27 protein-coding genes are annotated in these 25,788 nt (G+C 53.0%); 12 read left to right on the top strand and 15 right to left on the bottom strand.

The features are described from left to right. The first annotated feature begins 53 nt into the window (after window positions 1-53). From DS901_RS11575 to DS901_RS11550, 6 genes are all read left to right on the top strand, one after another. Complete coding sequence (locus DS901_RS11575) at window positions 54-602, top strand: TRAP transporter small permease (RefSeq protein WP_113777109.1); 549 nt, start codon at window positions 54-56, stop codon at window positions 600-602. An 11-nt stretch (window positions 603-613) separates the two neighbouring features. Next, window positions 614-1,909 carry a TRAP transporter large permease gene (locus tag DS901_RS11570; protein ID WP_113777108.1) on the top strand — a complete coding sequence of 432 codons (1,296 nt, stop codon included), beginning with the start codon at window positions 614-616 and terminating at the stop codon, window positions 1,907-1,909. 23 nt (window positions 1,910-1,932) lie between these two features. Beyond that, window positions 1,933-2,646 carry a 5-oxoprolinase subunit B family protein gene (locus tag DS901_RS11565; protein ID WP_113777107.1) on the top strand — a complete coding sequence of 238 codons (714 nt, stop codon included), beginning with the start codon at window positions 1,933-1,935 and terminating at the stop codon, window positions 2,644-2,646. Continuing rightward, window positions 2,643-3,656: a biotin-dependent carboxyltransferase family protein gene (locus DS901_RS11560; protein WP_113777106.1), complete on the top strand. Its 1,014-nt coding sequence runs from the start codon at window positions 2,643-2,645 to the stop codon at window positions 3,654-3,656. Before DS901_RS11565 ends, DS901_RS11560 begins: the two co-directional genes overlap by 4 nt. Before the next feature lie 10 nt (window positions 3,657-3,666). Then, the gene (locus DS901_RS11555) at window positions 3,667-4,440 is read left to right on the top strand and encodes a LamB/YcsF family protein (protein WP_113777105.1); all 774 of its coding nucleotides are present in this window, start codon (window positions 3,667-3,669) and stop codon (window positions 4,438-4,440) included. 574 nt (window positions 4,441-5,014) lie between these two features. Beyond that, on the top strand, window positions 5,015-5,212 hold the full coding sequence (locus tag DS901_RS11550; protein ID WP_258546714.1) for a catalase-related domain-containing protein: 198 nt from the start codon (window positions 5,015-5,017) through the stop codon (window positions 5,210-5,212). Between the two features lie 75 nt (window positions 5,213-5,287). On the opposite strand, the gene DS901_RS11545 is transcribed toward DS901_RS11550, so the two are convergent. Genes DS901_RS11545 through DS901_RS11530 form a run of 4 tightly spaced genes read right to left on the bottom strand, consistent with a single transcriptional unit; the run spans window position 5,288 to window position 11,263 of the window. Continuing rightward, window positions 5,288-7,813, bottom strand: coding sequence for a hypothetical protein (locus DS901_RS11545; protein WP_113777104.1), 2,526 nt, complete (start codon window positions 7,811-7,813; stop codon window positions 5,288-5,290). 13 nt (window positions 7,814-7,826) lie between these two features. Further along, window positions 7,827-8,438, bottom strand: a complete 612-nt coding sequence (locus DS901_RS11540; protein ID WP_113777103.1) for an SH3 domain-containing protein — start codon at window positions 8,436-8,438, stop codon at window positions 7,827-7,829. A 12-nt stretch (window positions 8,439-8,450) separates the two neighbouring features. Beyond that, on the bottom strand, window positions 8,451-9,629 hold the full coding sequence (locus DS901_RS11535; RefSeq protein ID WP_113777102.1) for an SH3 domain-containing protein: 1,179 nt from the start codon (window positions 9,627-9,629) through the stop codon (window positions 8,451-8,453). Beyond that, entirely contained in the window at window positions 9,626-11,263 is a 1,638-nt protein-coding gene (locus DS901_RS11530) for a vWA domain-containing protein (RefSeq protein WP_220150233.1), read from the bottom strand. Before DS901_RS11530 ends, DS901_RS11535 begins: the two co-directional genes overlap by 4 nt. Window positions 11,264-11,525: 262 nt before the next feature. Between DS901_RS11530 and DS901_RS11525 the strand changes: the two genes are divergently transcribed. Both DS901_RS11525 and DS901_RS11520 read left to right on the top strand, forming a co-directional pair. Next, window positions 11,526-13,340 (top strand): alpha/beta fold hydrolase, encoded by a 1,815-nt coding sequence (locus tag DS901_RS11525; RefSeq protein ID WP_181820847.1) that lies wholly within the window; start codon window positions 11,526-11,528, stop codon window positions 13,338-13,340. A 125-nt stretch (window positions 13,341-13,465) separates the two neighbouring features. Next, on the top strand, window positions 13,466-13,705 hold the full coding sequence (locus DS901_RS11520; RefSeq protein WP_181820846.1) for a hypothetical protein: 240 nt from the start codon (window positions 13,466-13,468) through the stop codon (window positions 13,703-13,705). A 270-nt stretch (window positions 13,706-13,975) separates the two neighbouring features. Here DS901_RS11520 and DS901_RS11515 read toward each other — a convergent pair whose 3' ends face one another. After that, a complete protein-coding gene (locus DS901_RS11515; RefSeq protein WP_113777099.1) occupies window positions 13,976-14,548 on the bottom strand; it encodes a hypothetical protein in 573 nt (190 codons plus the stop codon). A gap of 6 nt (window positions 14,549-14,554) precedes the next feature. Continuing rightward, window positions 14,555-15,139 carry a hypothetical protein gene (locus tag DS901_RS11510; RefSeq protein ID WP_113777098.1) on the bottom strand — a complete coding sequence of 195 codons (585 nt, stop codon included), beginning with the start codon at window positions 15,137-15,139 and terminating at the stop codon, window positions 14,555-14,557. A gap of 206 nt (window positions 15,140-15,345) precedes the next feature. Between DS901_RS11510 and DS901_RS11505 the strand changes: the two genes are divergently transcribed. Next, complete coding sequence (locus tag DS901_RS11505) at window positions 15,346-15,534, top strand: hypothetical protein (RefSeq protein ID WP_258546713.1); 189 nt, start codon at window positions 15,346-15,348, stop codon at window positions 15,532-15,534. 48 nt (window positions 15,535-15,582) lie between these two features. On the opposite strand, the gene DS901_RS11500 is transcribed toward DS901_RS11505, so the two are convergent. The 5 genes from DS901_RS11500 to DS901_RS11480 form a co-directional block, all read right to left on the bottom strand. Continuing rightward, window positions 15,583-16,374, bottom strand: a complete 792-nt coding sequence (locus tag DS901_RS11500; protein WP_113777096.1) for a PRC-barrel domain-containing protein — start codon at window positions 16,372-16,374, stop codon at window positions 15,583-15,585. A 201-nt stretch (window positions 16,375-16,575) separates the two neighbouring features. Then, on the bottom strand, window positions 16,576-16,773 hold the full coding sequence (locus DS901_RS11495; RefSeq protein ID WP_113777095.1) for a CsbD family protein: 198 nt from the start codon (window positions 16,771-16,773) through the stop codon (window positions 16,576-16,578). A gap of 205 nt (window positions 16,774-16,978) precedes the next feature. Beyond that, complete coding sequence (locus DS901_RS11490; RefSeq protein WP_113777094.1) at window positions 16,979-17,884, bottom strand: mechanosensitive ion channel family protein; 906 nt, start codon at window positions 17,882-17,884, stop codon at window positions 16,979-16,981. Window positions 17,885-17,934: 50 nt separating this feature from the next. Then, a complete protein-coding gene (locus DS901_RS11485; RefSeq protein ID WP_113777093.1) occupies window positions 17,935-18,138 on the bottom strand; it encodes an orotidine 5'-phosphate decarboxylase in 204 nt (67 codons plus the stop codon). An 85-nt stretch (window positions 18,139-18,223) separates the two neighbouring features. Beyond that, window positions 18,224-19,438: a DUF2254 domain-containing protein gene (locus DS901_RS11480; RefSeq protein WP_113777092.1), complete on the bottom strand. Its 1,215-nt coding sequence runs from the start codon at window positions 19,436-19,438 to the stop codon at window positions 18,224-18,226. Window positions 19,439-19,587: 149 nt separating this feature from the next. Here DS901_RS11480 and DS901_RS11475 point away from each other — a divergent pair, with 149 nt between their 5' ends. Both DS901_RS11475 and DS901_RS11470 read left to right on the top strand, forming a co-directional pair. Beyond that, window positions 19,588-19,776 carry a PLD nuclease N-terminal domain-containing protein gene (locus DS901_RS11475; RefSeq protein ID WP_113777091.1) on the top strand — a complete coding sequence of 63 codons (189 nt, stop codon included), beginning with the start codon at window positions 19,588-19,590 and terminating at the stop codon, window positions 19,774-19,776. A 170-nt stretch (window positions 19,777-19,946) separates the two neighbouring features. Next, window positions 19,947-20,972: an AI-2E family transporter gene (locus tag DS901_RS11470; protein WP_113777090.1), complete on the top strand. Its 1,026-nt coding sequence runs from the start codon at window positions 19,947-19,949 to the stop codon at window positions 20,970-20,972. Here DS901_RS11470 and DS901_RS11465 read toward each other — a convergent pair. From DS901_RS11465 to DS901_RS18760, 4 genes are read right to left on the bottom strand one after another with little or no spacing between them, the layout of a single operon-like run. Continuing rightward, entirely contained in the window at window positions 20,936-22,444 is a 1,509-nt protein-coding gene (locus tag DS901_RS11465; protein ID WP_181820845.1) for a phospholipase D-like domain-containing protein, read from the bottom strand. The genes DS901_RS11470 and DS901_RS11465 overlap by 37 nt on opposite strands. Window positions 22,445-22,446: 2 nt before the next feature. Beyond that, on the bottom strand, window positions 22,447-24,153 hold the full coding sequence (locus tag DS901_RS11460) for a sensor histidine kinase (RefSeq protein WP_113777088.1): 1,707 nt from the start codon (window positions 24,151-24,153) through the stop codon (window positions 22,447-22,449). Then, a complete protein-coding gene (locus DS901_RS11455) occupies window positions 24,150-24,704 on the bottom strand; it encodes an RNA polymerase sigma factor (RefSeq protein ID WP_113777087.1) in 555 nt (184 codons plus the stop codon). The genes DS901_RS11460 and DS901_RS11455 overlap by 4 nt, the downstream gene beginning before the upstream one ends. Next, the gene (locus DS901_RS18760) at window positions 24,701-24,865 is read right to left on the bottom strand and encodes a NepR family anti-sigma factor (protein ID WP_181820844.1); all 165 of its coding nucleotides are present in this window, start codon (window positions 24,863-24,865) and stop codon (window positions 24,701-24,703) included. The genes DS901_RS11455 and DS901_RS18760 overlap by 4 nt, the downstream gene beginning before the upstream one ends. Window positions 24,866-24,967: 102 nt before the next feature. Between DS901_RS18760 and DS901_RS11450 the strand changes: the two genes are divergently transcribed. Then, the gene (locus tag DS901_RS11450; RefSeq protein WP_113777086.1) at window positions 24,968-25,777 is read left to right on the top strand and encodes a response regulator; all 810 of its coding nucleotides are present in this window, start codon (window positions 24,968-24,970) and stop codon (window positions 25,775-25,777) included. Window positions 25,778-25,788 lie beyond the last annotated feature (11 nt).

Raw genomic sequence — 25,788 nt, 5'->3', positions numbered from 1 at the left:
GGCCGGACGCTCCAGCGCGTCCGGCCTTACCCCCTAACACAGAGGAAGCGATCATGCGGCGAGCCTTGGACAATCTCTATCGAATATCTGGCGGGCTGGCTGCGGCCTTCATTGTCGCCATCGTCGCCGTCGTTTTTGTTCAGGTCTGCCTGAACCTTGCAGACAAGATCGCCGCCGCCATAACGGGAACCGGCCTTGGGCTGACGATCCCGTCCTATGCGGATTTCACAGGTTTCTTTCTGGCGGCCTCTATCTTTCTTGCGCTGGCTTATGCGCTGCGCGAAGGCGGGCACATCCGCGTCACGCTGTTGCTGAACCGCCTGCCGGCCCGCGCTCAGCGTGGCTTCGAAATTGTCGTCGTCGCGGTTGCCCTGACGATGAGCGCCTATGCAAGTTGGTTTGTCTTCCAGCTTGTTTATGAATCTTTTGAATATGGTGACCGGTCCTCTGGTATGGTCTCCGTTCCGCTTTGGTTGCCGCAACTGCCCATCGCGTTTGGGCTTACTATTCTCACCATTGCTCTGCTTGACGAACTTGTCGGCCTTTTGCGCGGTCGTCCCGCGTCTTGGGATGGCAAGGGCGAAAACCTGCTGAGCGAATAGGAGACTGAACCATGTCCGTTGCCGTCCTTTCCGTCATTCTGATTGTCCTTCTTTTTGCCTTCCTTGGGGCCGGCCTTTGGGTTGCTTTTTCGCTGTTGGGTGTCGGAATTGCCGCCATGGCATTGTTCAGCAATGCGCCCTTGGGTCTTGTTATGGCGACGACCATGTGGGGCCATTCGAATTCTTGGGCCTTGGCCGCGCTGCCGCTGTTCATCTGGATGGGTGAAATCCTGTTTCGCTCTCGGCTGAGCGACGATATGTTCACAGGTCTCTCGCCGTGGATGAACCGCCTGCCAGGCCAGCTTTTACACGTTAATGTCTTTGCCTGCGGGATCTTTGCTGCGGTATCCGGATCATCGGCGGCAACGGCGGCCACCATTGGCAAGCTCTCGATCCCCGAACTGTCGCGACGGGGCTATCCTGAAAAGATGGTAATCGGGACGCTGGCCGGATCGGCGACGCTGGGGCTGTTGATCCCGCCATCCATCATCCTGATCGTTTATGGCGTGGCGACCGAGCAATCCATCGCGCGGTTGTTTGTTGCGGGCGTCCTGCCCGGGCTGCTGCTTGTGACCTTGTTCGTGGGCTATGTCGCCATCTGGGCCGTAATGAACCGCGCTTCACTTCCTATGGAAGACATCTCTGTAAACTTTCGCGAAAAGCTGCGCCGCTCCCGTCGGTTGCTGCCGGTGATGATGCTGATCGGCGGAGTGATCGGCTCGATTTATGCCGGTATCGCATCGCCGACGGACGCTGCCGCTGTCGGGGTTGTGCTGGCGCTGATCCTGTCATGGAGTTCCGGCACGCTAAGCCGCGCGAGCTTTGTTGAGGGGTTGATGGGCGCAACTGTGACCTCTTGCATGATCGGTTTCATCCTTGCGGGGGCATCTTTCCTGACCGTTGCTATGGGCTTTACCGGTATCCCGCGTATCCTTGCCGAATGGATTGGTGGGCTTGGTCTGTCGACATATACCCTGTTGGCTGCGCTGACCGTGTTCTTCGTGATCCTTGGCTGTTTTCTTGACGGAATTTCGGTCGTGGTGTTGACGGCCTCGGTCATCATGCCGATGGTGCAACAGGCCGGAATTGATCCGCTGTGGTTTGGCATCTTTCTGGTGATCGTTGTTGAGATGAGCCAGATCACCCCGCCAGTTGGTTTCAACCTCTTTGTGCTACAATCCCTGACCGGGCGCGATATTCTGACGGTCGCCTATGCCGCACTTCCTTTCTTCTTTTTGATGGTCGTCGCGTTGGCTCTAATCGTGATCTTCCCATCCATCGTAACCTACCTGCCGGAGCAGATGTGACTCAATCCTCCCCTGCATTTCCCATGATCCGCACCGGAGGTGTGGACGGTCTTCTTGTCAGCTTTGGTGACAAGCTAAGCGAACCAGCTAATCGTGCGGCATTGGCTTTTCGTGCAGCTGTCGAGGCCGAAGGTTGGGAGGGTGTCGAGGAAACATCATCGACTCTCGTATCCTGTTTCGTTCGCTTTGATCCTTTGCACCTAGCCCACGATGTATTGCGATCCAAGGTCGATACCCTTCTGAAACGCCGCAACTGGTTTGATGCCGCCTTGCCCGAAGGGCGGCGTTTTTGGCGCATTCCGACCGTTTATGGCAGCGATCTGGCCCCGCAATTGGCACAGGCCGCCACGGCAGCGGGAATGAGTGAAGCCGAGGCGGAGACCTCTCTTTCAAACGCGCGCGTGCGTGTGCAAGCGCTCGGATTTTCGCCCGGTCAGCCCTATTTGGGTGAATTGCCCGAAGCCTGGGACATTCCCCGCCAAAGCCAATTGACGGACCGCGTCTCGAAAGGTGCGCTGGTCGTGGCGATCCGACAATTTGTATTGTTTGGCGTTTCTGCGCCAACTGGCTGGCAACATGTTGGTCAGACGGCAATCAACCTTTTCCAACCCGAAGCCGACGAACCAATCCTTTTGCGCCCCGGTGACGAAGTGCAATTCATCGCCACGGATGCCGCGTCATTGAACAACATGCGCAGCGATCCGAACGGCGGCGCGACGTACGAGACACTCAAATGAGCGCACAACTGACGATCTTACGCGCCGGTCCCAGTATGACATTGCAGGACATGGGGCGCCCCGGCCATCTGGCGTTGGGCCTGTCGCGTGGTGGGGCAGCGGACAGGCTGGCGCTGGCCGAGGGCGCGGCGTTGCTTGGTCAGCCTGCCGATACGCTTGCGCTGGAAATGGCCGCGCTGGGTGGGGAATTTCAGGCAAGCCAAGACACCCGCATCGCGCTTACAGGCGCGCCCATGCGCGTCACCATCGACGGCGATGCGGTGGTGTGGAACGCGTCGCATTGCCTGCCTGCTAGCGCGCGATTGTCCATCGGCGCGGCCATGTCGGGGTGCTACGGCTATCTACATGTTGGCGGCGGGTTTGCTTCTGATCCGTTCTTGGGGGCGAGGTCCGCGCATCTCTCTGCCGGAATTGGCGCCTTGCTGCAGGATGGCGAAGTTCTGGCCATTGGCACCGATAAAGGGCGCGAAACAAACAGGGTGATCGACGTCGAAGACCGTTTTCAAGGCGGTGAGGTTCGTCTTACCCCCAGTTTTCAGACCCATCTTTTTGGCAAGACCGAATTGGATCGCCTGCAATTAGAACCGCTGCACCGCGCGGCGCGCGCAAACAGAATGGGTTTGGCGTTGACCCCCCATGGCGGTGGGTATCACATCGAAGGCGGGCGCAACGTCGTGTCAGAAATCGTGCTGCCCGGCGACATTCAGGTCACTGGCGATGGCACGCCCTTTGTACTGATGGTCGAATGCCAAACAACTGGCGGCTACCCTCGGATCGGTACGGTTCTACCCTGCGATCTGCCGCGTGTGGCGCAGGCGCCCGCGGGGGCAGAGTTCCGGTTCCGTTTTGTTGATCTGAACGAGGCCGTAGAGCTGGAACGTGCCGAGGCCAAACGCCGCGCAGAGTTGGGCAAGCACTGCCGCCCGTTGATCCGCGATCCGCGCCTTATGCGCGATCTGCTGTCATACAATCTTATCGGCGGAATGATCGCCGGAAACGAAGATATTTAAGGAAAATAGAATGACACAAACAGTCGATCTGAACGCTGACATGGGCGAAAGTTATGGGGCCTGGGAAATGGGCGACGACGCGGCCCTTCTGGATATCGTGACCTCTGCCAATGTCGCCTGCGGGTTTCATGCGGGCGATTGGGACGTGATGGCCGCAACCATGAAGGTGGCCACGCAAAAGGGCGTTGGCATCGGCGCACATCCAGGCTTTCCTGATCTGCACGGTTTCGGGCGGCAACGAATGAACATTGCCTCTGACTCCCTGCAAAATCTGGTGCGGTATCAACTGGGGGCGGCGCAAGCGATGGCAAAATCCTCAGGCGGCACAATCCGGCACCTGAAGCTACATGGCGCCTTGGCGAACATGTCATCCGAAAACGAGGCGATGGCCAAGGCCTGTTACGAAGCCGCACTCAATATCGCGCCGGATATCACCATCATGGTTCTGGCAGGCACCGCCCAGCAACGCGCCGCTTCTGCTCTGGGCTGCAAGGTTGCCTGCGAAATTTTTGCGGATCGGGCTTATAATGACGACGCAACCCTCGTCGATCGCGCCCTGCCTGGTGCGGTGGTCCATGACCCTGACGAAGCAGGCCGCCGCATGGCCGAAATGGTCCGCGAGGGCGCCATCATCACCGAAAGCGGCAAACGCATTAAAACGCGCATCGATACGATCTGCCTACACGGTGACACCCCGACGGCCGTCCGCATTGCTTCGGAGGTTCGCCGTGCATTGCAAGAGGGTGGCGTCACCCTTGCGCAGTTTGAAGGGCAACCCGTTTAGGCCTGTGGTATCTCTATCGCCGTCGCCCCCAGCTGTGCCAAAGACCTAGCGGTCTCTTGCAGGACTGCTATGATGTCTTTCGCCTTACTTGAGAGAGGTTGGAATTCCAGAGGGGCGACCTTAGAGGTTTAGCCCGGTTAAAGGCAAAGGCTTAGACCTGCCCACAGTTATTCTGCAAAATGCACTTTCCAAACAGCGAAGGTCATCAAAGCCGACATTTGTTGATGCAACAGCTTCGGTCAAAAATGGGCTCAAACCTGCCGTTCATTATATTCATTGGAAAGTCAGCTATCTGTTGCTGCCATATCCATTTGATCTGGTACATCTAAGAAGCGTTATCTCAAAGCGGTTGATATATCCGGTGTGCGGAATGAAGATGAGGCAAGGGAGGTGCTTGCTGATGAACTTAGGCATCGCGGTGTTGACCCCATTATTTATTGTGCCGTAGTCGCACCTGATGCGGATGAACCAGTGGTCACAATGCTGGACGCCAAAGAGGTGTACCGCAAGGAGCGAATGGCTGGGGCGCAGGGGCGCAACCAACAGAATCGCTTGGAGCGCGTTTGCGGACGCATTGAGCGTTCGCTTGGTGGGCAACGTGGTCGGCCATCTATGTGATGGCGTCAGCGAAAAGGTCCTCGTGCGGGCGTCTGAATATTGGCGTAACATTGACGCCGCTATCGGTCAAAAGATCGAAGACGGTGTACGCGAGAAGCTTGGCGGGAAATCCGACGCGCCGGGCATGGCCTCCGCCAAAAGCATCCAGGGGTGATTTGACACGGGGCGACGCGCAAGCCTCGCCCTTCTTCCGTTCTGATCCGGCTGATCAGCCCGCGCTGCCGCCCAGTTATGGCTCGAGCTTAAGCCATGTGGGATCGGGAATACGGTATATGGTTTCAAAGCCTGCGTCAGTTTGTGAAAACCCGCCCATCGCGTATAGCGTGTTGCGATACGCAAACGTATAAGTTGCAAAATCATTGAAGCCGTAGTTCTCGCTTTCATAAATAAATGGATTTTGAGCTTGTAGATCTTCAACGTCGACCTCGATTCGAAACAGGTCCATGGGCGGGTAGGCTGTAATTGAACGGCCACCGTAAAATAGGATCTGATCACGTATATCCATGTAGCGTTGTTCAGACTTTTGAAATCTAAACTCCATGCCCAGTGCATTGACGATCAAGAGGGCGTTGTTGTCGACAAAGTCAAAAGTCGCTTCGCCAATTTGTTTGCACCCACGCGCAACGACAGTCTGACCGGGTCCGTGTCCGGAACCGATTGCCGACCCAATAAATGTACAGACAAATGGATCACTTAATGGTGTCTCTAGCCATTGTCCGCCCACGGCGTCCCATGTTGGAGCGTCGACATCGGGCTGGTCTTCGACGTCTTCACATTCATCTTGATCTGCAAGTAATGTCACCTGACGTGAAGCAAACGGTGCCACGTCGATCTGCTCTAGAAAGTCCGCGTCGTAGGTCGCTGTCAAAAGCATGGTGCGGGCCTGGCAGGTGACGTCCAAGGGCGTCATTGCGTACCCATCCACGTTATGCGGACCTGCGGCGACCAAATTTGTCGGAAGATGGTCCCATTGCACAATCGGTGACGCGGTGGGGGCGCTATTTTCTATGGTGAATTCGTAATTCCCGGTCCCATAGGGTGAAATGCCACTAGGACCATCGATCGTTATAGCAATTTGCGGGATATCAATCCGCACGGTTGTTGTTGGCAGCTCAGGAATGATTTTGAATTCTGGTGGTAAGTTTTCAAAAGCGATCCCAACAGCCCCTTGACCTGTGTTTACGGCTGTAAATTCCCGGTTCTCAATTCCGATATTGACGGCGCGCAGGGCATTGCCAAGCGGGAGGTCTACCGTATTTGCGGCGATCAAGGTTGATGCGTTCAGGTCCAAGCGGCATATCTCTGGCGGCGTTCTAATTTCCGAGGTCTCGCCAAGGTACCTGGTTATGTGGCTGTAAGCGTTGTTAAGGATCTCCCCGTCTCTGACACCTTCTGCGCCGGACAGATAAATATCTAGTTGTGCATTGCGGGTGGTAGCATGGCTTGTTGTGCGAAAGCTCTGATGTGCTGCTTGCACCCGTGATACAAGGGCTGCGCGGTTTCTGGGGGCAGCGACAAGCAATTGTTTAAGGTCGCCCGGTACAGATTTGCCGCCTATGGCTGCCATCGTGAAATCAAAGGCTGATTTCGACATCGACCATCCAGCGCTTAGTGTTGTTAATTCGACTGTTTCGACGCGAAAGATACGGTCTTCTTGCAAACTGTCCGCATAGATCGCGTGTGGGGTCGCTGTTGCGAATAGGTTGGTAAATTTAGATGGATAGGTGCCGCGTATGACGTCATCTAGCAATGTTTGAAATGCCAGATAAGTGTTGAGCGTGTTCGCTGTTGTCGTGGCAGCTTTGGTGCTTCCACTTATCAAACCGACACCGGACGCAATCAAAACGACTTCGACTGATTTCAAAGTCGCCTTTTCTTTGGCGTATATGGTTCCGCCTGTGTCTTGGTTGGCCTGATAAAGTGCCGCTACCATTTGTTGTAATTCATCCTCTGTCTGCGGACATGTGCGCAGACCACTTGCGATAAAGTCTTGAGCGTTATGTAACGCGAAACGATCAATATCAGGACGAAATGCAAGGGTTTGCGCCGAAAAATCTGATGTATTGAAACTAATTTTATCGACAACAGGTGCTTGTTGGGGCGGTGCCAAGACCATATCCAGTGTTTGCACGGCTGCCGTATTGGGCAGGTCCAGAACATATGTCGCAATGGCATCTTGAACACGTTGCGTTTGCGCATCCGCATTCAGATAGTGTTCCGCATTATCAAGGTCTTCGAGATGAAGTGCGTTTTGCTCTTGGCGGGTCATCAACGGGGCAGCTTCTGGCGTAATCACGTCGATCAATCGTTGCGTACGAACAGCCAGTTCTCTGTTGTGCACGATCAGTTCAAGGTAGGCGCTTGGTCGAATTGCGGGGGGCAAAATCCGCAACGGATGCGGTGGGCATTCAAAAACCACATCTTCGTTTTGATCTTTGGCCATTAACAATACATGGGTATCGACACCTGAACTTGCCCATTCAATCAGGGGAATGATCAGCCTTGTGTCTGATGCGGGTTCGGGGTTTTGGAGCCAGAGCAGACGGTCATCTTGGGGAGTTAAAAGAACGGCTTGCCAGACGACAGGTGTGTCCACTTTATCAAATGGCAAATTGAGAGCCGCCGTCTGAAAACTGCTCACTTGTACCGGTAGCCCCACAGCGTCACAGGCCACGTCTGCGGCTTGGTCTGCATGCGCATGTGTCGCGAAAAGGATCGCGGCACTGAATACAAAAATTGTCGTGAATAGGTTCATAAATCGTTCCGCGCTATCGGGCTAGATATGTTTGATCGACCCATCCCACGATGCCGCCGACCTTGATGCTGCACCATGCGCTGTCACACCGGCCCATCATGCGCAGATTGCAGGTTCCAGCAGGCAATTCGGCAATCACGCCGTAATCTGAACCAGGGCCTACACGGACATTGAGGGTCGTGTTGACGCCTTGCAAACACCCCGCCTGCGTTTGTGGTGCCACATTGAAAACAAGCACCCCGTTTCCTGTACCGCTCACATTATCTACCACGCGGCAGCTATCCGTGGCCAAAACCGGGGCGACCCCGCGCAACGTAAAATCAGACCCTTGGATGAAATCTCCGAAGACAAAGTAGTCTATGGTTTCGCAACGCGCGCTGAACATTTGGGCCATGCCGTCAAGATAGCCGTCACCCTGTTGCCCACTAAAAAGCACGGTGCCTGCATTGACCCCAATGTCCTGCAACCCTTGTCGCGGTGTCAGGTATCGGATCGTGACACGCGCACCTTCCACCTCGACCGCCATATCAGATCCGTTGTGGGAATAGGTCAAGGTGTCGGCATGCGCTGTGCCTATCGCGGCGCAAAGCATCCCAAACGTCCATATTCTTACGCGTTGAAACATGTGTGCCCCTTCTTATCGATTGATCACAAGGTATCGCCCCGGCATCCAGCCTTGAACGGTTCCGGTGGTGATATTGCACCAGACACGGGCCAATGTTGCCGCTTGCTGGGCGGGCGTGAATTCTTCGAACATGATATTGTCGATCTCGGGGAGGCAGGCAATCACTTGCAAATCCTGCGCATTCCTCGCCAATGTGCCGACAATGGCCGATGATCGGTCTGCCGCACTGCGTAGATTTAAGCTGCTGTTGGCGGGGATGTCACGCAATCCGTAGGTGTATTTATAGATCCCAAAACCGGGCGTGTCGTATTCGTCTTCGGGTGTGTCCTGCGCCGTTTCCGCGGGGCTCAATGTCACTAGAAAAATGTCGTTACCGATGAACAGTGTGCCCCGCGGCGGATGGCTGCGCGTGTCGATCAGCAAATGCCCCGACCATTGCGCGATACTATTGGCGTCACGGGTTGTCACTTTCAACGATAGCGCTTCGGCGGTCTGACGATCAAAAGTAAACTGTGTTTCATGCGCGACAGGGCTGCCAAAAAGCCCAAATAACGCACCCGTCGCCGAAGGGCCTGTCGGACTATCCGAGAACGAGATATTCCCAAGATCCCGCCCGGTGTCATCCCGTAAAAAATGCATGCCCTGCGGTAATCCGGCGGGCTGCGTTTGTTTGGCTTGGGCAAAAATATCCGCTGAACACATCATGTCTTCGCACACATGTGGGCCACGAAAGGCAATGCCCTGCCAGATGGGGGCAGTGTCTGCGCCGGTGAAAAGCGATGCGATCTCGCGGCGCGGCCCCGTTGACAGAGCCAAACGGTATACCTCGGGCGCGCGCCCAATGCGAAACGAAATTTCTATAGCGTCGTTACCGGGGCCATTGGAAAGAAATTGGCTCTGAAGCACGTGAACTTCAGCCGCACCATATGCATTGCTCGCAAGCCGTAACGCCGGGCAAAACATGTTCTCTAACGTGGCCGCGCAGGGGGCACCTACGTCATATATCTGCAAATCTGCCGTGACCTGTGATTGCCCCGTATAATGGATAATGTCGGCGACTATTTCAAAGCCGCCTAAGGCTTCCAGGGCCTCAAATCGGGCGTACCAATTACTTAATCCGTCGCGTACATCTTGGGCCGCGAGGCTATTGCCGCAGAAGAGGCAGATAATGGCGCATATACGGAACATCATGGCACAGGATTCATCAAACAACCGACATATTTTACACGTAGAAATGTCGCACAGGGGCGATGGTCGGGCGAAGTCAGGAATGCGATTTCATCAGTGCTGAGTGTCGCACCTTCACCGACGACTAAGCGGATGTCGGCATAGTCGCCCGTCACGTCGACGATCAATTCGCTACGCCGCGCACCATAACCTTCGCCACCAACATTCATAACAAAACGACCCGTCGGTAGATAAAACGGGGTGACGTCCCCATTGCTGGCAACTCCCCCGCCGCTTGCAAAATAATTCCGACCCGAGGGGGGTTCGTCATAGAAGTAGGTGGTCTGACGCTCAACACGTTGTCCATTTGTCTGCATGGCTTCGACAAAAACACGGGTCACATCGAAGGAAAAATCGACCTCAGTGATTCCATCGGGCGCGACCGCCACAATTTTCTCTGCGGATGTCGTGCGGTCCAAATTGGCGCGTATCAAATAGACGCCTGCTGGCAGGGCAAAGTCTAAGTCTTGGTAGGCTTCAAATAATGGCGTTTCAGCGATATCTCCGTCATTAATGGCATAGATTTCATAATAGGACCATGCGTCAGATTTCACCGATGAGGCCGGTGGATTCCCTGTATCAAGTGGCAAAGCAGGGTTCAAAAATGTGTTGATCACAAGCCGCGCCGAAAGGGACAAATCAACCAAATGTGTACCCGTGCCCGCTGGCACGTCGAAGGTCACAGAAGCCTCGTATATCCCAATCCGGGTGATTGCTGCAGTATATTGGCCCGGTGGAAGGCTTGCGGTTGCCGAAAGGTCGGATGCCTCTGGATAATTGAGACTGTAGTCATCGCGCGCGACGGGCGTTCCATCCGCGCGTGTGATGGCGATGGTCAATTCTCGTATGCCCAAAATTGGATCATTTGCGGTATCGCGGATAAAGAACTCCACATTGCGTGGTTCAGGCCCGACGGGGGTGAAATCACTGTCGTCCATGGCGATCTCGGGACGATTGAGTGCGCGTGTCAAAGCATCTTGAAGCCCGCCGGCATCTGATGCCGAAAAATAGGCACCTCCGGTTATGTCAGCTAAGCATTGGACCTGTTGACCCTCATCGGCGCTCAGGCCAAAACCCACGACATGTGCGGTGAAATCAATACCCGCAGCCTCAAGTTCGGACGCCAGCGCGCAAGGATCCGCATTGCAGGTTTCAATGCCATCTGTAACCAGCACAACGGTCGCCGCATTTTCCGTGTAACGCATTGTTTCAGCAGCCATCCGGACGGCATCAGACAAGGGTGTTTTACCTTTGGGCTGCAGGTTTGATGCGGCGCTGATGATTTGCGACACCGATTGCGCCGCAGGGATTACAGGCACAAGCAGTTCAATATCGCCGCACGCGCCGCGTTCACGGTGGCCGTAGGCGATCATGCCAATATTCATTTCGGTGGTCGTTTCTTCCAACACTTGCGACAGTGTTTCACGCGCAATTTCAATCTTGGTGCGCCCGTCAATCTGGCCCCACATCGACCCTGACCCATCCAAAACGATCATTAAATCACTTTGTTGGGCGCCATCTTGGGCATATGCTAAATTGCTGCCGATCATCCCTAAAGCGCCTGCAAATAATATAGTCTTCAATTTTGCAACGCGCATCCGTTCAATCCTTATGGTGTAATTTGCGAAACCTATCATGTTCGTATTGGCTTGCCCTCACTCAAATGGATGACCTGACCACAGTTGGCTGCATTGAACCGCAAAGCAAACCACGCCATAATGCACTCAGATTATTGATACATTCGTTTTTCCGATTGATGGCACAATGACAGGTGCTCTTTGCGATTGACTACCTACCTGCGCACACCAAACTGGAGCAAAAACCAGAATGCCATACGTTCGTCATGTGCAAAATACGCAAATGCCAATAATAGAAGACCAGATATTCGCACTTGACGGGGTGGCCTTGGCACGCAGGAAAATCGCGGCGGTAGGGCCTGCGCGTGGCACTGCTTTTTTGATCCACGGAACGGCGCAACATTCGCTTAATCTGGCAGAAACAATGCGTGGGCTGGCCAAACATGGCTGGAACGTCTGCGCAACGGATTTGCGCGGGCATGGGCATTCATCGGGACCGCGCGCACCTTTGGGACATATGGAAATTGGGGCGGGCTGGGAGAAACTCGTGGCGGATCTCATCCTCTCGATGAAGGTCGCATTTGAAGGTGTGCCGTGGGAAGACCGTTTGATCGTTGCGCCCAACATCGGCAGCCCACTTGTGCTGGAAGTGCTGAAAACATGGCCTGACCTAGCCAGCAAAATCGTGATGATAGCTCCGCCGCCAAATCAACCTGTGATCATGAAATTGGCGCGTGGGATTTCACGTGCGAGGGCTCAGTTTAATCCTGAGGATAGCCCTGACGATCTGACCATGCATCAGCTTTACAGCTTTCTTGGGGCGCATTTAAAGGATCGTGATCATTTGATTGATGTCATGTCCTCGGACCGTGCAATTACGGATGCTTTGCTGGCCGATCCCTTGGCTTGGCCGACGCCAACCACTGGGTATTTCTATGAAATGTTTCGTGGCATTGATAACGCGTGGAAACGTGACAAGACGGTGCAATTGGCAAAAGGGACTGCCTTTCTTATCATGTATGGCAGCGACGATCCGATGACGGCTAGCGGCGCCTTTGTTGTGCCGATGAAAAAACACTTTGCAAAAATGGGCGCAACGCAGGTCGATAGCTTGTGCGTCGAAGGCGGCCGCGCAGGCATGGTAATCGACGAAAAGCGTTTGAATATATCTACTTTGATCAGCGATTGGTGTGGGAAAACAAACGAAAGAAATGCGGCGATTTCCGCGGACACGTCACTTGACATGGTAGATGTGAGCTCTGACATCTTACGGCGGCTTGGACATGAGGACCTTGATCGCACTTTCACACCAGAAGAACTTGTCGCATTTTGCTATACGCATATTGAAGACGATGACCGCTGGGTTGAAATGCTGTATCGCTGGACCTACGCAATGGCCGCTGACACCCCCCTAAGTGCTGCGCAATTTGATAGCGTTCTAAAGGTATTGATGCCGCATATGGAACGGTCATATGCGCTGAATAAGAAACTGATGTCGTCCGCAGCCCTTGGAGCGATTTTTCAGAATGTGATTGATCGATTTCAAATCGGGATCGCCGTCGTGTCGGCAAATTTCGAAGTGTCTTATGCCAATGAAAGTTTCTTTGATGCGCTTGTAGAATTGGGCAATCCGCGCCCTGCGCCGGACGATCTCAATGCACTGACACGCATTGCACAGACGTATTGTGATGCATCATTCCGCGCGGCCTGTCGCAAAGGGTCCGGTGAGCAACTTCTTGTTGTTGACGCAGAGGCCGTTGGGTTTCATTTTCGGCCAGCCGCATTGCGGCAAGCTGCTCTTGAACGTGGTGGGCCTGCTGCGGTGCTGATCTTGCGGCCGTCGGGGCATGACATGGATAACAGCAATCGTGCGGAATTGTTGCAACTTGCCTATGGACTAACACGCAAAGAATCGCTGGCCGCCGTGGGTATTCTTGACGGGCTGTCACCCGATGCGATTTCAACGCTGCTTGGCGTGTCGATCCACACCATCCGGACGCACCTTAAGCATATTTACGAGAAAGTGGGGGTAAAGGGGCAAACCGACCTCGTGGCGCGGCTTTTGAAGGGGCCGCTTGGCCTGATCGCGCGGCGTTGACACATTATGTTCAATGTAAGCAACACGCAAACCCTTCTCGTTCTTGGCGTGTTGTTGGTTCCGCTTGTGATCTGCGCTTGGACTCACCTGCAACGGGGTGCATTGTAGACGCTGAACAATTTGCGTTGGATAACTGGCAACACATCACCATTGCACAAACTCCGCAAATCGCGCGACAACGCTATGTGGTCGCGGGGATGTCGCGGGTCGTCATTGCAATGCTCACAGCCTGCTCCATGTCACTGGTCGACACGTTCATCATCCCTTTTACCTACAGGCTTGGCCCCAATCTGAGCAGCGAACACATACATTTCATTTCCGTCGCATTGCTAACAATAACGGCTGCCGTCACGATCTTGATGTGAAGTCTTGTCAATCAGGTCACCACGGCTTTTAATACGCTCTCTGTTTTTCTTCCTGTGGCTTAGGGCAGCTTGTTTCGAGAAGCGCCCACCGCAAGGGCTGCTTTCGTTTCCATGTCCATCGGTCTCTTCAGCGCACTTTGCGTCAATTTTTTCGCACAGGATTTTGTCACTATTGTTGGATTTATGGTGGCCAGCATAAGCTATTATGTGTTTGAGCCTAGCGCGACAGCTATAGGTGAGAGCTGATAGACTAACCATCTAAGGGCGATTTCACTCTATTTCCACTTTCCACAACCTCAGCATACTGCGTGCTGCGCCATTTCTAACCTTTGCAACAGACATGCCCATCATGCTGGTGTTAGACTGAATCCAAAGATAGATCGACAATTGCGGCGCGTTTGCATTTGTAGAGACGCCATATCCACTCAAAAACGGAGTTCCGGCGAGACCGCACTCAAATAGAGTATCTACCTCCCCCGTGTCTGGGAAGTTGCTGTATGCGGGGTTTGTGGGGTCGGGGGCATCAAAATTAGCAGTTTTTTCGTGTTCCCAATCCAATACAAATTCGCGGCGCAGACCTTCGCCTTGGATCACAAGCGTTCCATTGTCGAGCGACAGAGTGACATTCAGCAGCGGAGAGACAAAACCGTCTGGGATGGCAGCACCCGAAACCTCGGCAACACTGGGGCCAATTTGTAAAAGCCAATCTTGTTCAAGAACCGCCTCCAATTGAGCGTTAAATCTTGCATCGCGCATCCCACAAACATTGATGTCTTGTGCAGCCACCGTCTGCCCAATTGCTATGCACGATGTGGCGATGAGTACCTGAAATAAGCGTGTCATCAGCCGTTATCCTTTCTCTCGCATTTCTTCGATCCTCAGGATTTCCGAACGTGCCGCGCTGGTGTCGGCATCAAAGAAAAAGCTTTGGGCTTGATCAAGGTTATTGCCGGGAATCGGGCTCATGCGCATGTTATAGCTATCAAAGGGTGCCTCGATAAAGGCGGCGCGATACTCATCTGTTGTATCACTGCGCACCAGCATCCCATCATAAACGGTAGTGTCCTGATATGATTGAACAAGAGACCCTTCCATGATGACCGGATGACCCTGCGTAGCTGCAATATTACACATCGTCAGCCATGGTTGTGCCTGTTTCACAAAATTGGCGCATTCTTCGGAGTTGGCAGTATCAAACGTCAGCATTCCGCTCAAAGCACCGTCCGGCGTTTGTACAATCTCATAAGTTGCGACAGTCCAAGGACCAACCGCGCTTTGTTCGACGATCATCACAGGGCCAGATGGGACGGTTTCTTCTAATTCAACAAACGGTTCGTCGGCAGTTCGCCCCATCGTCATGATAAATATCAAAGCTATCACTGCGATTATGGCCATTGCTGCAACTGCCAGCCTGGTGGGTTTGTTTTTTTGCATTCATCGTCTCCTATCGTCAGGAAACATACCGCAAAAAGGACTAGTGTACCGTCACTCATTTGGATGAGGTTTGGTAATTAATACGTAGGTGCAAGGGATGGCCGACCAACAACTAAAAACTGAAATCTGTGCTGGGGATGCGTACTTGTTCAGTGTCTGACGTCATCGCTTACCTGTTTCCGTCTTTGCGAACATGGACGCGCCCTATGTCTAAAAACACCCTGAACGCGGCATTGCGCCGTATGGGTTACTCTGGCGACGAAATGACCGCCCATGGTTTCAGAGCATCATTCTCGACGCTGGCCAACGAAAGTGGCTTATGGAACCCCGATGCAATCGAACGCGCGTTGGCCCATGTTGAAAAAAAACGAGGTTCGCCGCGCCTACCCGATTAAATCCGTATACTCGGCTGGGCTGGGACAATGCCCCAGCCCAGCTGGAATTTAGCTTTCGAATTTAGGCTGTGCTTCTAACGTGTCTTGCGAACTGTCGATGTAGACGCGGAAATCGTTGCCATCTTCAGTCCGTAGGATTGTCAGCTCTTCCAGTGTTACCGCAACAGGATGCTCCCCGAGACCAAGAAAACCACCAACGTCGATAATGGCACGGTCTAGGTTTCCGTTATTTGTCAACAGAAGTTCAGAGATTTCGCCGACATCTTCGTCGTTCGGACCGTAAACGCGTGCGCCAGTCAGGTCCTCAGTGGTCAAATCCTGTGTTGCCGCAGCGCTGTAGCCGTCGCGGTTGATTTCCGGGGCAGTCAGCGGAACGCGTTCGCCGACGACGTATGGGGCACCAGAGGTCATGCTATATTCATAGCTGGGCGCGTCTTGGACGCCAGCAGTGTCCGCTTTGATCACAAGGAAATAGTCGTCAGGGTTTTCGTCTTCGGACAGGAAACGAATTTGCGACATGTCAACGGCGACGTCTTTTTCACCCAATCCAAGGAAGCCACCGACACCAACGATTACGGCCTGAACGTCGCCCGACCGCGTCAGAACAATTTCATTAATCTCACCGATATCGTTCCAGTCGACGGCGCCATCCAGAGCGACGGGCGTGTTCGGGTCAATAGCTGCTTCAGATGCATAGACGCGCATGCCAATCATTTCAGAAGCGTGTATGTTTGAGGCGCTATCGAACGTAAGGTCGGCGAATGCGCCTGTGTGCGTTTCGGCAAAAGCAGATGTGCCAAGAACAAGTGCAGCAGCGGTAGTTGTCAGAAAAGTCTTCATAATTTTTCTCCGTTCGTTGTTGCGTTGGATGATCCAACATTACTTACAAAACGACTGGCTGATACGATGGTTCCATGTGTTTTATTATTTATTTTTAATGCATTAGGGTAAATTTGCGCACAGCAGTTATTCGCGGTGGGGATAAAAAGATACAGCGCGCCATGGTTGGCGCGCTGTATAATGGCAATTTTTTTTATGGGCTTACAAAGAGTCGATGAACTCGTCGACTTCGCGTTTGGCCTGTTCTTTTGTCTTGCCGTACTTGTGTTGAATTTTGCCTTCGAGCGCTGTGCGATCGCCCTGCACTTCATCAACTTCATCGTCAGACAATTCGCCCCATTTTGATTGGACGTTGCCTTTCATTTCTTTCCATTTACCTTGGACTTGATCCCAATTCATCTGTCGTTCCTTTCGTTCTTGATTGCGGCGGGTAGGTCGCCACGGGTTACACAAAGACAACGCGCCGTAGCCAAGTTCGTTCCTTGGTTTTTAAATTAATCTAAAATTTCTGGCCGCGAATTGGGCGATGGCTGGACGCCATTGCGGCAGCCCAGCGAAGAGTGCCCGCGGGTATGGATATTACTCCGAAGGCATCTATAGCTCCTTATTCGGCGGGCTGTTTACCACCTTCGAGCACGCTAAGCACTGGTTTCGCGGCGTTGAGCGTCCGTGTCGGAAATGGAATGTCAATTCCGGCCTGATCAAGCGCCTCTTTGACCTTGCGCTTCATGTCGGCTTGATACTGAAAATAGTCATCACCATCACACCAGACGCGCACCAGAAAATCGACGCTGCTGCTGTTAAGGTTGTTAACTTGAATAAACGGCGCGGGATCACTGTGGGACCGTTCATCGGCCATAATTGTATCGCGGATAGTTTTTTCAGCGTCTCCGAGATTTGCACCATATCCGACACCAAACGTCCATTGCGCACGTCGCGTCGGATATTCAGAGTAATTCTTGATTGTACTGCCCCAAACTTCAGAATTTGGCACCACGACTTTAACGTTCCCAAGATCCGCAATCTCGGTGAAATTGAGTGTGATTTCTTTCACTGTGCCAAGGACGCCGTTCACCTCAACAAAGTCGCCGATCTTGATGGGGCGGAAAAGGATTAGCATGATCCCTGCTGCAACATTGGAAAGTGTTCCTTGTAAGGCCAGACCAATGGCCAGCCCGGCGGCACCAATGACAGCGACAACTGACGTCGTCTGCACTCCAAAGGTATTCAGCACGAAAAGAAACGTAAAAGCTAGCACCACATAGCGCGCCATGTTTGCGAGAAAGCTGAACAACGTATCATCTAGACTGGCGTGATTTTCGCCAATCTTGTGGATGCGGCGCCTCACAAAGCCGGCGATGACAAAACCCAAGAAGATGATCAGCGCGGCGGCAAGCGTGTTCCCGACCAATGCGATTAATGTTTCAAGTGTCAGATAGTCAGCGAAGGACTTTCCGCCGTAAATTTCTGTCGTGAAAAGGTTTTTGCTCCACTCAATGAAAGCGTCCATGTTGAGATATCCGTAAGTTTAGGTTCGTTTTGGGGTGGTTGCAGTCAGCACTATGAGGAGGCCGCAGGCCGACTGTCCGTCATGCTTGCCGCTTGGCTTTTCATCTGTGCAAGAACGTCATTGGCCGGCATATCCACCGGGCCTTTGACCAAACAAGGATAACGAAATTGCCGTCCTTGACGTACAATATCGACGCGGCCTTCGAAGGCGGCTTGTGCGGGGTTGTACCAAACTTTTTTAACCTGAACTTCCATTGTTTTGCTCCGCTGTTGTCACTCAAATTCAGCGATCCAACGTTTGGATGTTCAAATAGTTCCCGATTGGGTGGTGATGGCAGCTTTAAGGCTTGAGCGCGTCGCGTTCTGCTTTGATCACGGATTGGTCTTGTGGGCGTGCCGTGTCGTGCAAGTGATCCAGCAAAGAAATCGCGTGTTTGCGGGTAATTGCATCGGGTGTCACGTACTGTCGGCACTGCGGAAACGACGCCGCAAATAGCGCGTAAAATGACAATCGAGGATAGTCGACCCGATCGACGGCCGCGGGTGAAAGCCCGCCATGATAGCCGCAAGCTAGGGTTAGCGCAGCGCTTAGGCGGTTCAAGCAATCCATCGCAGTGTAGGGGTCGTTCACCCCTGGCGAGAGTGCACGCGCAATCATTTCGACCAATTGTTCAGCCAAGAAGGTTGGGTTTTGGTTTTCGGTACGTGTGAACCCGACAGCATAGCAGTCCATAATGCAGTTTTTTTCGTTGCCGGTTAGGTCACCGTCAGACCAAATCTCAAAGACAACAGTTGATTGGGTTAGAAAATCGCCGATCGAGGGCCGCATCCGGATGAACCAATCATTGTCCGTGGCCAAATTAGTGAGCCGTTCAAAATTGCAGGTTTGAATGTAGCCAGAGGTGCTTGCGGTAAGCGTGGTGTTTGCCCGACCATTGGGCCATGCGGTAACAGGTGCGGCCTTTGGTTGCCGATCAATAAGGTCACGCAGTTGCCGATCAAGCGCCAGACCAACTGTGGCGGATATGCGTGATACGTTGATCGTCTCTGGGACATGGTGGATAAAATAGATGAGCGTAAAGACGCAGCACAGCGTTAGCACAAGCGCCATAATAATCGAGTATTGCGGCACATATTGTGCGACGCCGCCATCAATACTGTCTTGGACAGACCGCAAGACAATGACTGTATAGACAAAGGTCGCGATTAAAACACCCAAGCAAAGCTGATTGCCGCGATCACGCATGAAATTCCCGACGAGCCGGGGCCCATAATTGCCTGATGCAAAGGATACAGCCACAAGCGTCATTGAGAAAGTAACACCAGTCACCCCAATAATAGCTTGGGCGATCACCGCCAGCGTCGTGCGCGCGCCCTCGGCTTGGGTATCAATGAATGTCTTAGGCAGTGAAATGGGCAAGGACCCCGCATGCCGATCCACCCAAGCCATGACCGCCGCAAGAAACAGCCCTAAAAAGACCAAAACGGTTGGCAAAAACCAGTAGCTAGCACGAATGTCTTGCAGAATTTTTAGCAGCTGTGCACGTTTTCCCATACCCAAGACCAATCAACTAAGTTGCCGTGGGTCAAGGTATTTGTCGTGCTAGCACAGCCGGGAAGCGCTCTGACAGAGCATCGTCATGGAACCATTAGCGCAGTGGTGTGTTTATTCACCAATGAAACCCTGCAACGGAGGAAAATAAAATGGAATATGCTGGTATTGGTGGTCTATTGGTCCTCGCCCTAAATATCTGGGCGATCATCTCAATCTTGGGTTCAGGCGCGACAACAGGCAGTAAAGTGCTTTGGACGCTTCTCGTGCTGATCTTGCCAGTAATTGGCTTTATTATTTGGTTTGTGGCTGGACCACGGGGCAAGGCGGCGTCGATCTAACGCAAGTAAGACCGCGGTTGCATAGGTTCATATGAACGACCGCAACGAAGGAGGGGGGCATGCAACTATGCTCTCCTTTTTTATGGAACGGTCGCTCCGGGCGCAGAGTTTTGAAAATTTATTGTGGAACCTCGGGGCGCATTGTGCGTTGTCAGTGAAGGAGTTCTTTTATGCCAATTTCGATAAACACGTGGTGCCTGGTCTTATTGTCGGCCTTTTCAGGCATTGCGGTGCTCTATTTTGGACAGGATGTGCTGGTGCCAATTGTGAGCGCGTTTCTGCTCGGCATCGTGATGACGCCATTGTCCGACTTTTGGGACAGGCTGCGCGTTCCCACGGCGCTTGCCTCGCTGTTGTCCGTGGCACTTGCTTTGGCGATATTGTTTGTTCTGATCCTTCTGATCGAACCATATGTTACCCATGTGATTAACCAAGCCCCGCTCATTCGTGACGAAGTACGCGAAACCGTGGACGAAGCGCGCCGCCTTTTGCGTGGGCTTGAAGAAATATCTGCTGATGTTGCCGCCGCAATCGACGCTGACCCTGCCGCGACCGCCGAAGATGCTGCGATGGCGGTCCCTTCCATCACCGATGCGCTGTTTTATGCGCCGCAAGTATTGGCTCAATTGTTAATATTCGCCGGTACACTGTACTTTTTCTTGCTTACACGAAGTTCTGTCTATGGCTGGCTGAACCGCACGTTTACATGGCTACAAGAAGCTGATTTGCGCCGCGCTGCGGGGCAGGTGTCGCGCTATGTGCTCACAATTTCTGCCATCAATTTCACATTTGGTGTCTTGGTATCAATCGTGATGCAAATCATTGGCATGCCATCCCCGGTAATTTGGGGGCTACTTGCGTTTGTCTTGAACTTTATCTTGTATTTGGGCCCCGTCTTTCTTTTTGTGACGTTGTTAATTACTGGGATCGTTGTGTTTGAAGGCGCGGCAAGCTTTTTGCCGGCAGCCATTTATATTGCGATGAACGCGACAGAAGCGCAATTTGTGACCCCAACGCTTGTGGGCAGAAGCCTATCAGTAAACCCACTGCTGGTGTTCTTATCGTTGGTGTTTTGGCTGTGGCTTTGGGGTCCTGTTGGCGGCATCATTGCAATCCCGATGTTGATCTGGACGTTAACGGTCGCGCAGGGTCTTCCGGCTCAGGCCATTTCGGCCGGTACGCCGGGCAGAGCCTGAGCAATCTTCTCTGCTGGGGCCGATAGATACGGCAGGATGAACCCACGACGTTGGTCCGGGGCGCGTTGCGTGTTCGATGTGGCCAAGTCTGACCAAGCTTTGCGTGCGGTTTGCCGATTGAAAAATGCCTCGCTTGCGTCGGCACCGAGCCAATGCGTGAAGCACTTTGTTTTCAGCTGCAGCACCTCTTGCGGGTGCGCGGTCTTTATGCCGGCTTCCGTATCCCAATTCATGCTGCGCCCATTAAGATTGGCCGAGGATACAATACCCATGCGATCGTCAAAGATTGAAACTTTCGCATGAAGATAGACAATTGGTGCGTCAAAATGAACTGCGCGCCCGTCGTCAGCCGACAGCTTGCGCTGCGCGGGTGATCCAAAGAATGCACGGTCGCCAAAGGCCTGACGCACGATATCAATGCATTTCACCTGCAAGTGTTCTCCATAGGCGGCATCCACGCCCCAATCGCTTGAGAAAGCGACATCTTCGGGCGCTGCGGGAAGAATAATAATGAGCGATAGATCGGGGTTTTCTTGCGCCCGTTTTGCAAGGTGTCGGGCGAGTGTTTCATCCCGAAAGAACTGTGTTTCAAAGTAGATCAAATTTTCGGACAGGGCGATCTGGGCTGCGTGTGTGTCAGCGATTTCAGTCACCATACGCCGCGGCGACATATATGGAAATGAAACCCGCCGCTTTGCAGATATGGTACGCAACAGGTGAGTTTTGGGCTTGGTAGCCTTGCCCTCAAAGACATCGTCCATTTCAAGTAAGTGCTGGCGTGCCTCTACCGCGACGGGTCCGTCAGTGAGCACTTGCACGTCGTGCCATGTTTCATCGCTTTCTTGATTATGTGCGGGCGTATCGTAGCGACGTTCATTAAGGTCTAAGCCACCAATAAACAGCCGCTGTCCGTCAAAAACCGCGAGCTTTTGATGGTGACTGACGGGCGCCAGCGGCGGTATCGGGAACAGCCGTGGCGATAGTTTTGCGCCTTTACGTTTGACCAACGGCTTTAGGTTTGGGGTATGTTCGACATTATCGATGTCATTAATGCACTTTGAAATTTCGCTGATCAAGCGCGGCCAAAGCAAGATGCGCGGTAAAATACCGACCCGTGCAGGGTGGGTTGCGATACGCAGTGTTAGATTATCACGGCACCCGTCTTTTTCAGCCGCGTTAAGCAAAACCCAATAGCAGTCCCAAGCGTATTGATGCAGGCTTGCACGGGCGATCGGATCAAAATCTGAAATCGTAAGCGTGATGCGAACACCGCGCTTAAGCGTATGACAAATCAGATCAATCCAAGTCTCGCCGATCTCTTGGGCCGCGGGCAAGCGTAGTTTTGTCCTGGCGTCAAAAATTCGAAACCCAGCGATAATTTCGTTCTGTGCGTCCAAGAACTGCTTCTCAAGCGCAGGATAAGCCTCCTGCGCGGTGAGAAGCACCTCAAAATGCCTGTTGCGATTTTTCACGGTCAAAAGTCTCGTGCTTCGGGTTCAAATTCTTGAACCTGAAAGCGGAGTGTTGTCGTGTAGGAATTGTAGGTTTCTTCGGTGTCCATTTTTGCGCCCAATTGGATTGCAAACGCGCCCATCAATTGGCTACCGAGCCCCGTGCTTTCGCGCGTTTGCCTATCACCCAAAGAATTGGATAAAGTGAGAGTACAGTCATCACCATCTTGCGTCAGGCGCACCTTAATCCACGGTGTACTGCCATCATTCGCCCCGACATATTTAAGCGCATTTGTTGTCGCTTCGGTAGCCAAGAGCGAAAGGGGGACGGCCTGATCTGGATAGAGCAGAACCTGATCAATCGCTGTCTCTAAAGACAGTTTTGTGTCTTCGGCGCGGGCCATTTCGAACGTTTTCTCAACAACCTCGGTGATGAGGCCGCCGACGTTAACCATTCCCGCGTGCTGCGATTGATACAGATCACGGTGGATCGTTGCCAAGCTGAGTACCCGGTCCTGCAGTCGTGCGATCACGGATTTTGTTTCTTCGTGTTCAGCCGCGCGGATTTGCATGTTCATGATAGACGAAATCAATTGCAGATTATTCTTAACGCGGTGGTGGATTTCTTTCACCAAAACACCTTTTTCACGCAGCGCATCTTCGAGTAACGCTTCATCATGCATAACCGTATCGGCCATCCGTAAAAAATTCTCATTCACGGCCTGCAGTTCGGTTGGCATGTTGGCGACGGCACTGCGTTCGCCAAGGTGCCGACTGTCAGCAAAGGCCAACATGTTCTTGCGAATTGTTTTGAGGTGCCGCAAAACAAGCGTGTGCATTGCAAGCAAAGCGACGCCCATACTTGCGAACCACATCAGGATCGGAAATAGCGCGGGCTTTGCAAACTTTGGCGCCTCGCCCTCAAACTCACCTTCTTGCGCCCAGATAGCCATAACAGTTGCCGGGCTGCCAGAGATCGGCACGACGGTGTAGCGGCGATCAATTCCGTTCGTATTCGGTGCGTGAAATCCGATGCTACTGTCTGTTCGCAAGGCGGCCAAGGCGCGGTCCTTTGGCAGTTCCATCGCAGCGCCTTCGCGCGATGTGCGCGCCGTGAGTATTTCGCCGTCATCGTTAAATGTAATCAGTTCAATTAGGCCGGGTTGTTCAAAGCTGTCGGTCGCACCGCGTAGCTCACTGTGGCGGATTGAAACAGATACAAAGCCTGCGAAGCCGCTCTCTAGGTAATATGGTTCGGACACGACAAAAACCGATTCTTGGCTTGCCGGGCCTTTGGAACTGACGATGATCGTGCGCTTTTGGGCGGCCATGTCTTCGTCGAAACCGGGGGCATTGCTAAGATCCAGTGCGCGGTCCAGCGTAGAGCAAGTGATCACGCCAGAAACAGGCAGCAAGCCAACAAAACTGAAATCATCATTGCGCGCAAGAAACGGTGTCAATGTTTCCTGGCATGTTTCCGGATCGGCAAGCACTTTGGGGGCAACAGCGCTTAGGAACTGCGCAGCACCAAAGGCACGTTCGATAACCAATTGCTCGGTGCGTGCCGTATGTTCAGTCAAAGCCAGCAACGCCAGTTCCGCGTCTTCGCGTGCCTTTTCTGCGACTTGGTTCGTCTGAAACACGGCGACCGACCCCAGCGGCAAAAGCGCAAGTGTCATCAAAGCCGCAATCTGCGCGCGAAGGCTTTTGTACCAAGGTCCTTTGATCATGACGGAATACGGGGACTGCCGACTACCGCCATTGTTGCGGCATCGGTCAGTTCAAGCACCGCATCATCTTCGAGGCTCAATAATTCTGTTAGCTTTGCGCGTGCCCGGTTCACGCGACTTTTCATCGTACCCGTTGCAACGCTACACATTTTCGCCGCATCTTCGTAGGAAAAACCTGACCCACCAACAAGGATCAATGCCTCGCGGTGTTCATCGGCAAGCTGATCAAAAGCAACCTTGAAGTCCATCATTTGCAGACGCCCGTCGTGATCGGGTTTTACCGACAGCGTGTCAGAAAACGCATTATCGATATCTGCAACTTCGCGGTTCAATTTGCGGCGGGACGTGTAATAATTGTTGCGCAGGATGGTAAATAACCATGCACGCATGTTGGTGCCCGGCTGAAATTTTTCTATATTTGTCCAGGCCTTCAATACGGTGTCTTGCATCATGTCGTCGGCGGTCGCGCGGTTGCGCGTCAGGCTCAGTGCGAAAGCGCGTAACGCGGGGAGATGCGTTACGATTTCATCCTTTGGATCAGGGTGACTCATTTTTCTTGTTTTAGCCTCTCATCTTGCGCGCGCAGCACGGAGAGCAGATCAATAATCTGATCAGGCATCTGGTCATCTTCAAGATCGGAGAACACCTTTTTGAGGTTTTCATCTATATATTTTTCGATCCGTTGTTTTTTAGGATCGTTTACACTGCTCATCTTGGGTCACCGCCTTGTATCAAAAAAAAATTTGCACCATCTGGGAACCAACTGCCAACCGAAACGTTTGGTTCCAAGAAAAAGTAAAAAAGGGACAAAAAAATGCAAGATAATGGTCAGGAAGCAAGTTTTTCCGATCTGATCGCGGCTGAGATGCCATACCTCCGTCGCTATACGCGTGCCCTGACCGGGTCGCAGTCCCGTGGTGACAAGTACACAATCGCTACGCTCGAGGCTATTTTAAAAGATCGTAGCGATTTTGAAAACGAAGAGTCGGTAAAGGTCAATCTATTCAAGTGCTTTCACGCGATATGGTCAAGTTCTGGTCAGTTGTTTGCTGATCCAGAAGACAGCATTCGCGGTCGCGCGCACGGCTTACTATCAAAACTGACCGTAAATTCACGCGAGGCGTTGCTCTTGCGCACGATTGAGGGGTTCAGCCTCGATAGTGTCGGAAAGATCATGCAAATTAGCACAGATGAAGTTCGTGATTTGATTGGGGCCGCAAATTCTGAACTGGCCGAGAGCGTGACGGGCAAAGTGATGATCATCGAAGATGAGCCCATCATTGCCGCAGATCTAACCGCGATTGTCACGGCGCTTGGTCACGATGTCACTGGCGTTGCCCGCACCCATACAGAGGCATTGGCGCTTGGCGGCGAACATGAGGTTGATTTGATCCTTGCGGATATCCAATTGGCGGATAATTCGTCTGGCATTGATGCCGTGAATGATTTGCTGAAGCAGATGGATGTCCCGGTGATCTTTATCACGGCCTTCCCAGAGCGCTTGTTGACCGGCGATCGTCCTGAACCCGCTTTCTTGATTTCCAAGCCATTCCAAGAAACCCAAGTGCAGTCAGCGGTAAGCCAAGCGATGTTCTTTGCGTCCACGGCGACGCTGAAAGCATAGCGTTTCCTAAG

This window comes from Loktanella sp. D2R18 (assembly GCF_003318235.1).
GTDB lineage: Bacteria > Pseudomonadota > Alphaproteobacteria > Rhodobacterales > Rhodobacteraceae > Yoonia.
This window is presented reverse-complemented; position numbering and strand designations above follow the sequence as displayed.

Excerpts from the sequence above, each read along its gene's own strand:
- DS901_RS11575 (WP_113777109.1), top strand. The coding sequence starts at position 54 with ATGCGGCGAGCCTTGGACAATCTCTATCGAATATCTGGCGGGCTGGCT.
- DS901_RS11570 (WP_113777108.1), top strand. The coding sequence starts at position 614 with ATGTCCGTTGCCGTCCTTTCCGTCATTCTGATTGTCCTTCTTTTTGCC.
- DS901_RS11565 (WP_113777107.1), top strand. The coding sequence starts at position 1,933 with ATGATCCGCACCGGAGGTGTGGACGGTCTTCTTGTCAGCTTTGGTGAC.
- DS901_RS11560 (WP_113777106.1), top strand. The coding sequence starts at position 2,643 with ATGAGCGCACAACTGACGATCTTACGCGCCGGTCCCAGTATGACATTG.
- DS901_RS11555 (WP_113777105.1), top strand. The coding sequence starts at position 3,667 with ATGACACAAACAGTCGATCTGAACGCTGACATGGGCGAAAGTTATGGG.
- DS901_RS11545 (WP_113777104.1), bottom strand. The coding sequence starts at position 7,813 with ATGAACCTATTCACGACAATTTTTGTATTCAGTGCCGCGATCCTTTTC.
- DS901_RS11540 (WP_113777103.1), bottom strand. The coding sequence starts at position 8,438 with ATGTTTCAACGCGTAAGAATATGGACGTTTGGGATGCTTTGCGCCGCG.
- DS901_RS11535 (WP_113777102.1), bottom strand. The coding sequence starts at position 9,629 with ATGATGTTCCGTATATGCGCCATTATCTGCCTCTTCTGCGGCAATAGC.
- DS901_RS11530 (WP_220150233.1), bottom strand. The coding sequence starts at position 11,263 with ATGCGCGTTGCAAAATTGAAGACTATATTATTTGCAGGCGCTTTAGGG.
- DS901_RS11525 (WP_181820847.1), top strand. The coding sequence starts at position 11,526 with ATGCCAATAATAGAAGACCAGATATTCGCACTTGACGGGGTGGCCTTG.
- DS901_RS11515 (WP_113777099.1), bottom strand. The coding sequence starts at position 14,548 with ATGACACGCTTATTTCAGGTACTCATCGCCACATCGTGCATAGCAATT.
- DS901_RS11510 (WP_113777098.1), bottom strand. The coding sequence starts at position 15,139 with ATGCAAAAAAACAAACCCACCAGGCTGGCAGTTGCAGCAATGGCCATA.
- DS901_RS11505 (WP_258546713.1), top strand. The coding sequence starts at position 15,346 with ATGTCTAAAAACACCCTGAACGCGGCATTGCGCCGTATGGGTTACTCT.
- DS901_RS11500 (WP_113777096.1), bottom strand. The coding sequence starts at position 16,374 with ATGAAGACTTTTCTGACAACTACCGCTGCTGCACTTGTTCTTGGCACA.
- DS901_RS11495 (WP_113777095.1), bottom strand. The coding sequence starts at position 16,773 with ATGAATTGGGATCAAGTCCAAGGTAAATGGAAAGAAATGAAAGGCAAC.
- DS901_RS11490 (WP_113777094.1), bottom strand. The coding sequence starts at position 17,884 with ATGGACGCTTTCATTGAGTGGAGCAAAAACCTTTTCACGACAGAAATT.
- DS901_RS11485 (WP_113777093.1), bottom strand. The coding sequence starts at position 18,138 with ATGGAAGTTCAGGTTAAAAAAGTTTGGTACAACCCCGCACAAGCCGCC.
- DS901_RS11480 (WP_113777092.1), bottom strand. The coding sequence starts at position 19,438 with ATGGGAAAACGTGCACAGCTGCTAAAAATTCTGCAAGACATTCGTGCT.
- DS901_RS11475 (WP_113777091.1), top strand. The coding sequence starts at position 19,588 with ATGGAATATGCTGGTATTGGTGGTCTATTGGTCCTCGCCCTAAATATC.
- DS901_RS11470 (WP_113777090.1), top strand. The coding sequence starts at position 19,947 with ATGCCAATTTCGATAAACACGTGGTGCCTGGTCTTATTGTCGGCCTTT.
- DS901_RS11460 (WP_113777088.1), bottom strand. The coding sequence starts at position 24,153 with ATGATCAAAGGACCTTGGTACAAAAGCCTTCGCGCGCAGATTGCGGCT.
- DS901_RS11455 (WP_113777087.1), bottom strand. The coding sequence starts at position 24,704 with ATGAGTCACCCTGATCCAAAGGATGAAATCGTAACGCATCTCCCCGCG.
- DS901_RS18760 (WP_181820844.1), bottom strand. The coding sequence starts at position 24,865 with ATGAGCAGTGTAAACGATCCTAAAAAACAACGGATCGAAAAATATATA.
- DS901_RS11450 (WP_113777086.1), top strand. The coding sequence starts at position 24,968 with ATGCAAGATAATGGTCAGGAAGCAAGTTTTTCCGATCTGATCGCGGCT.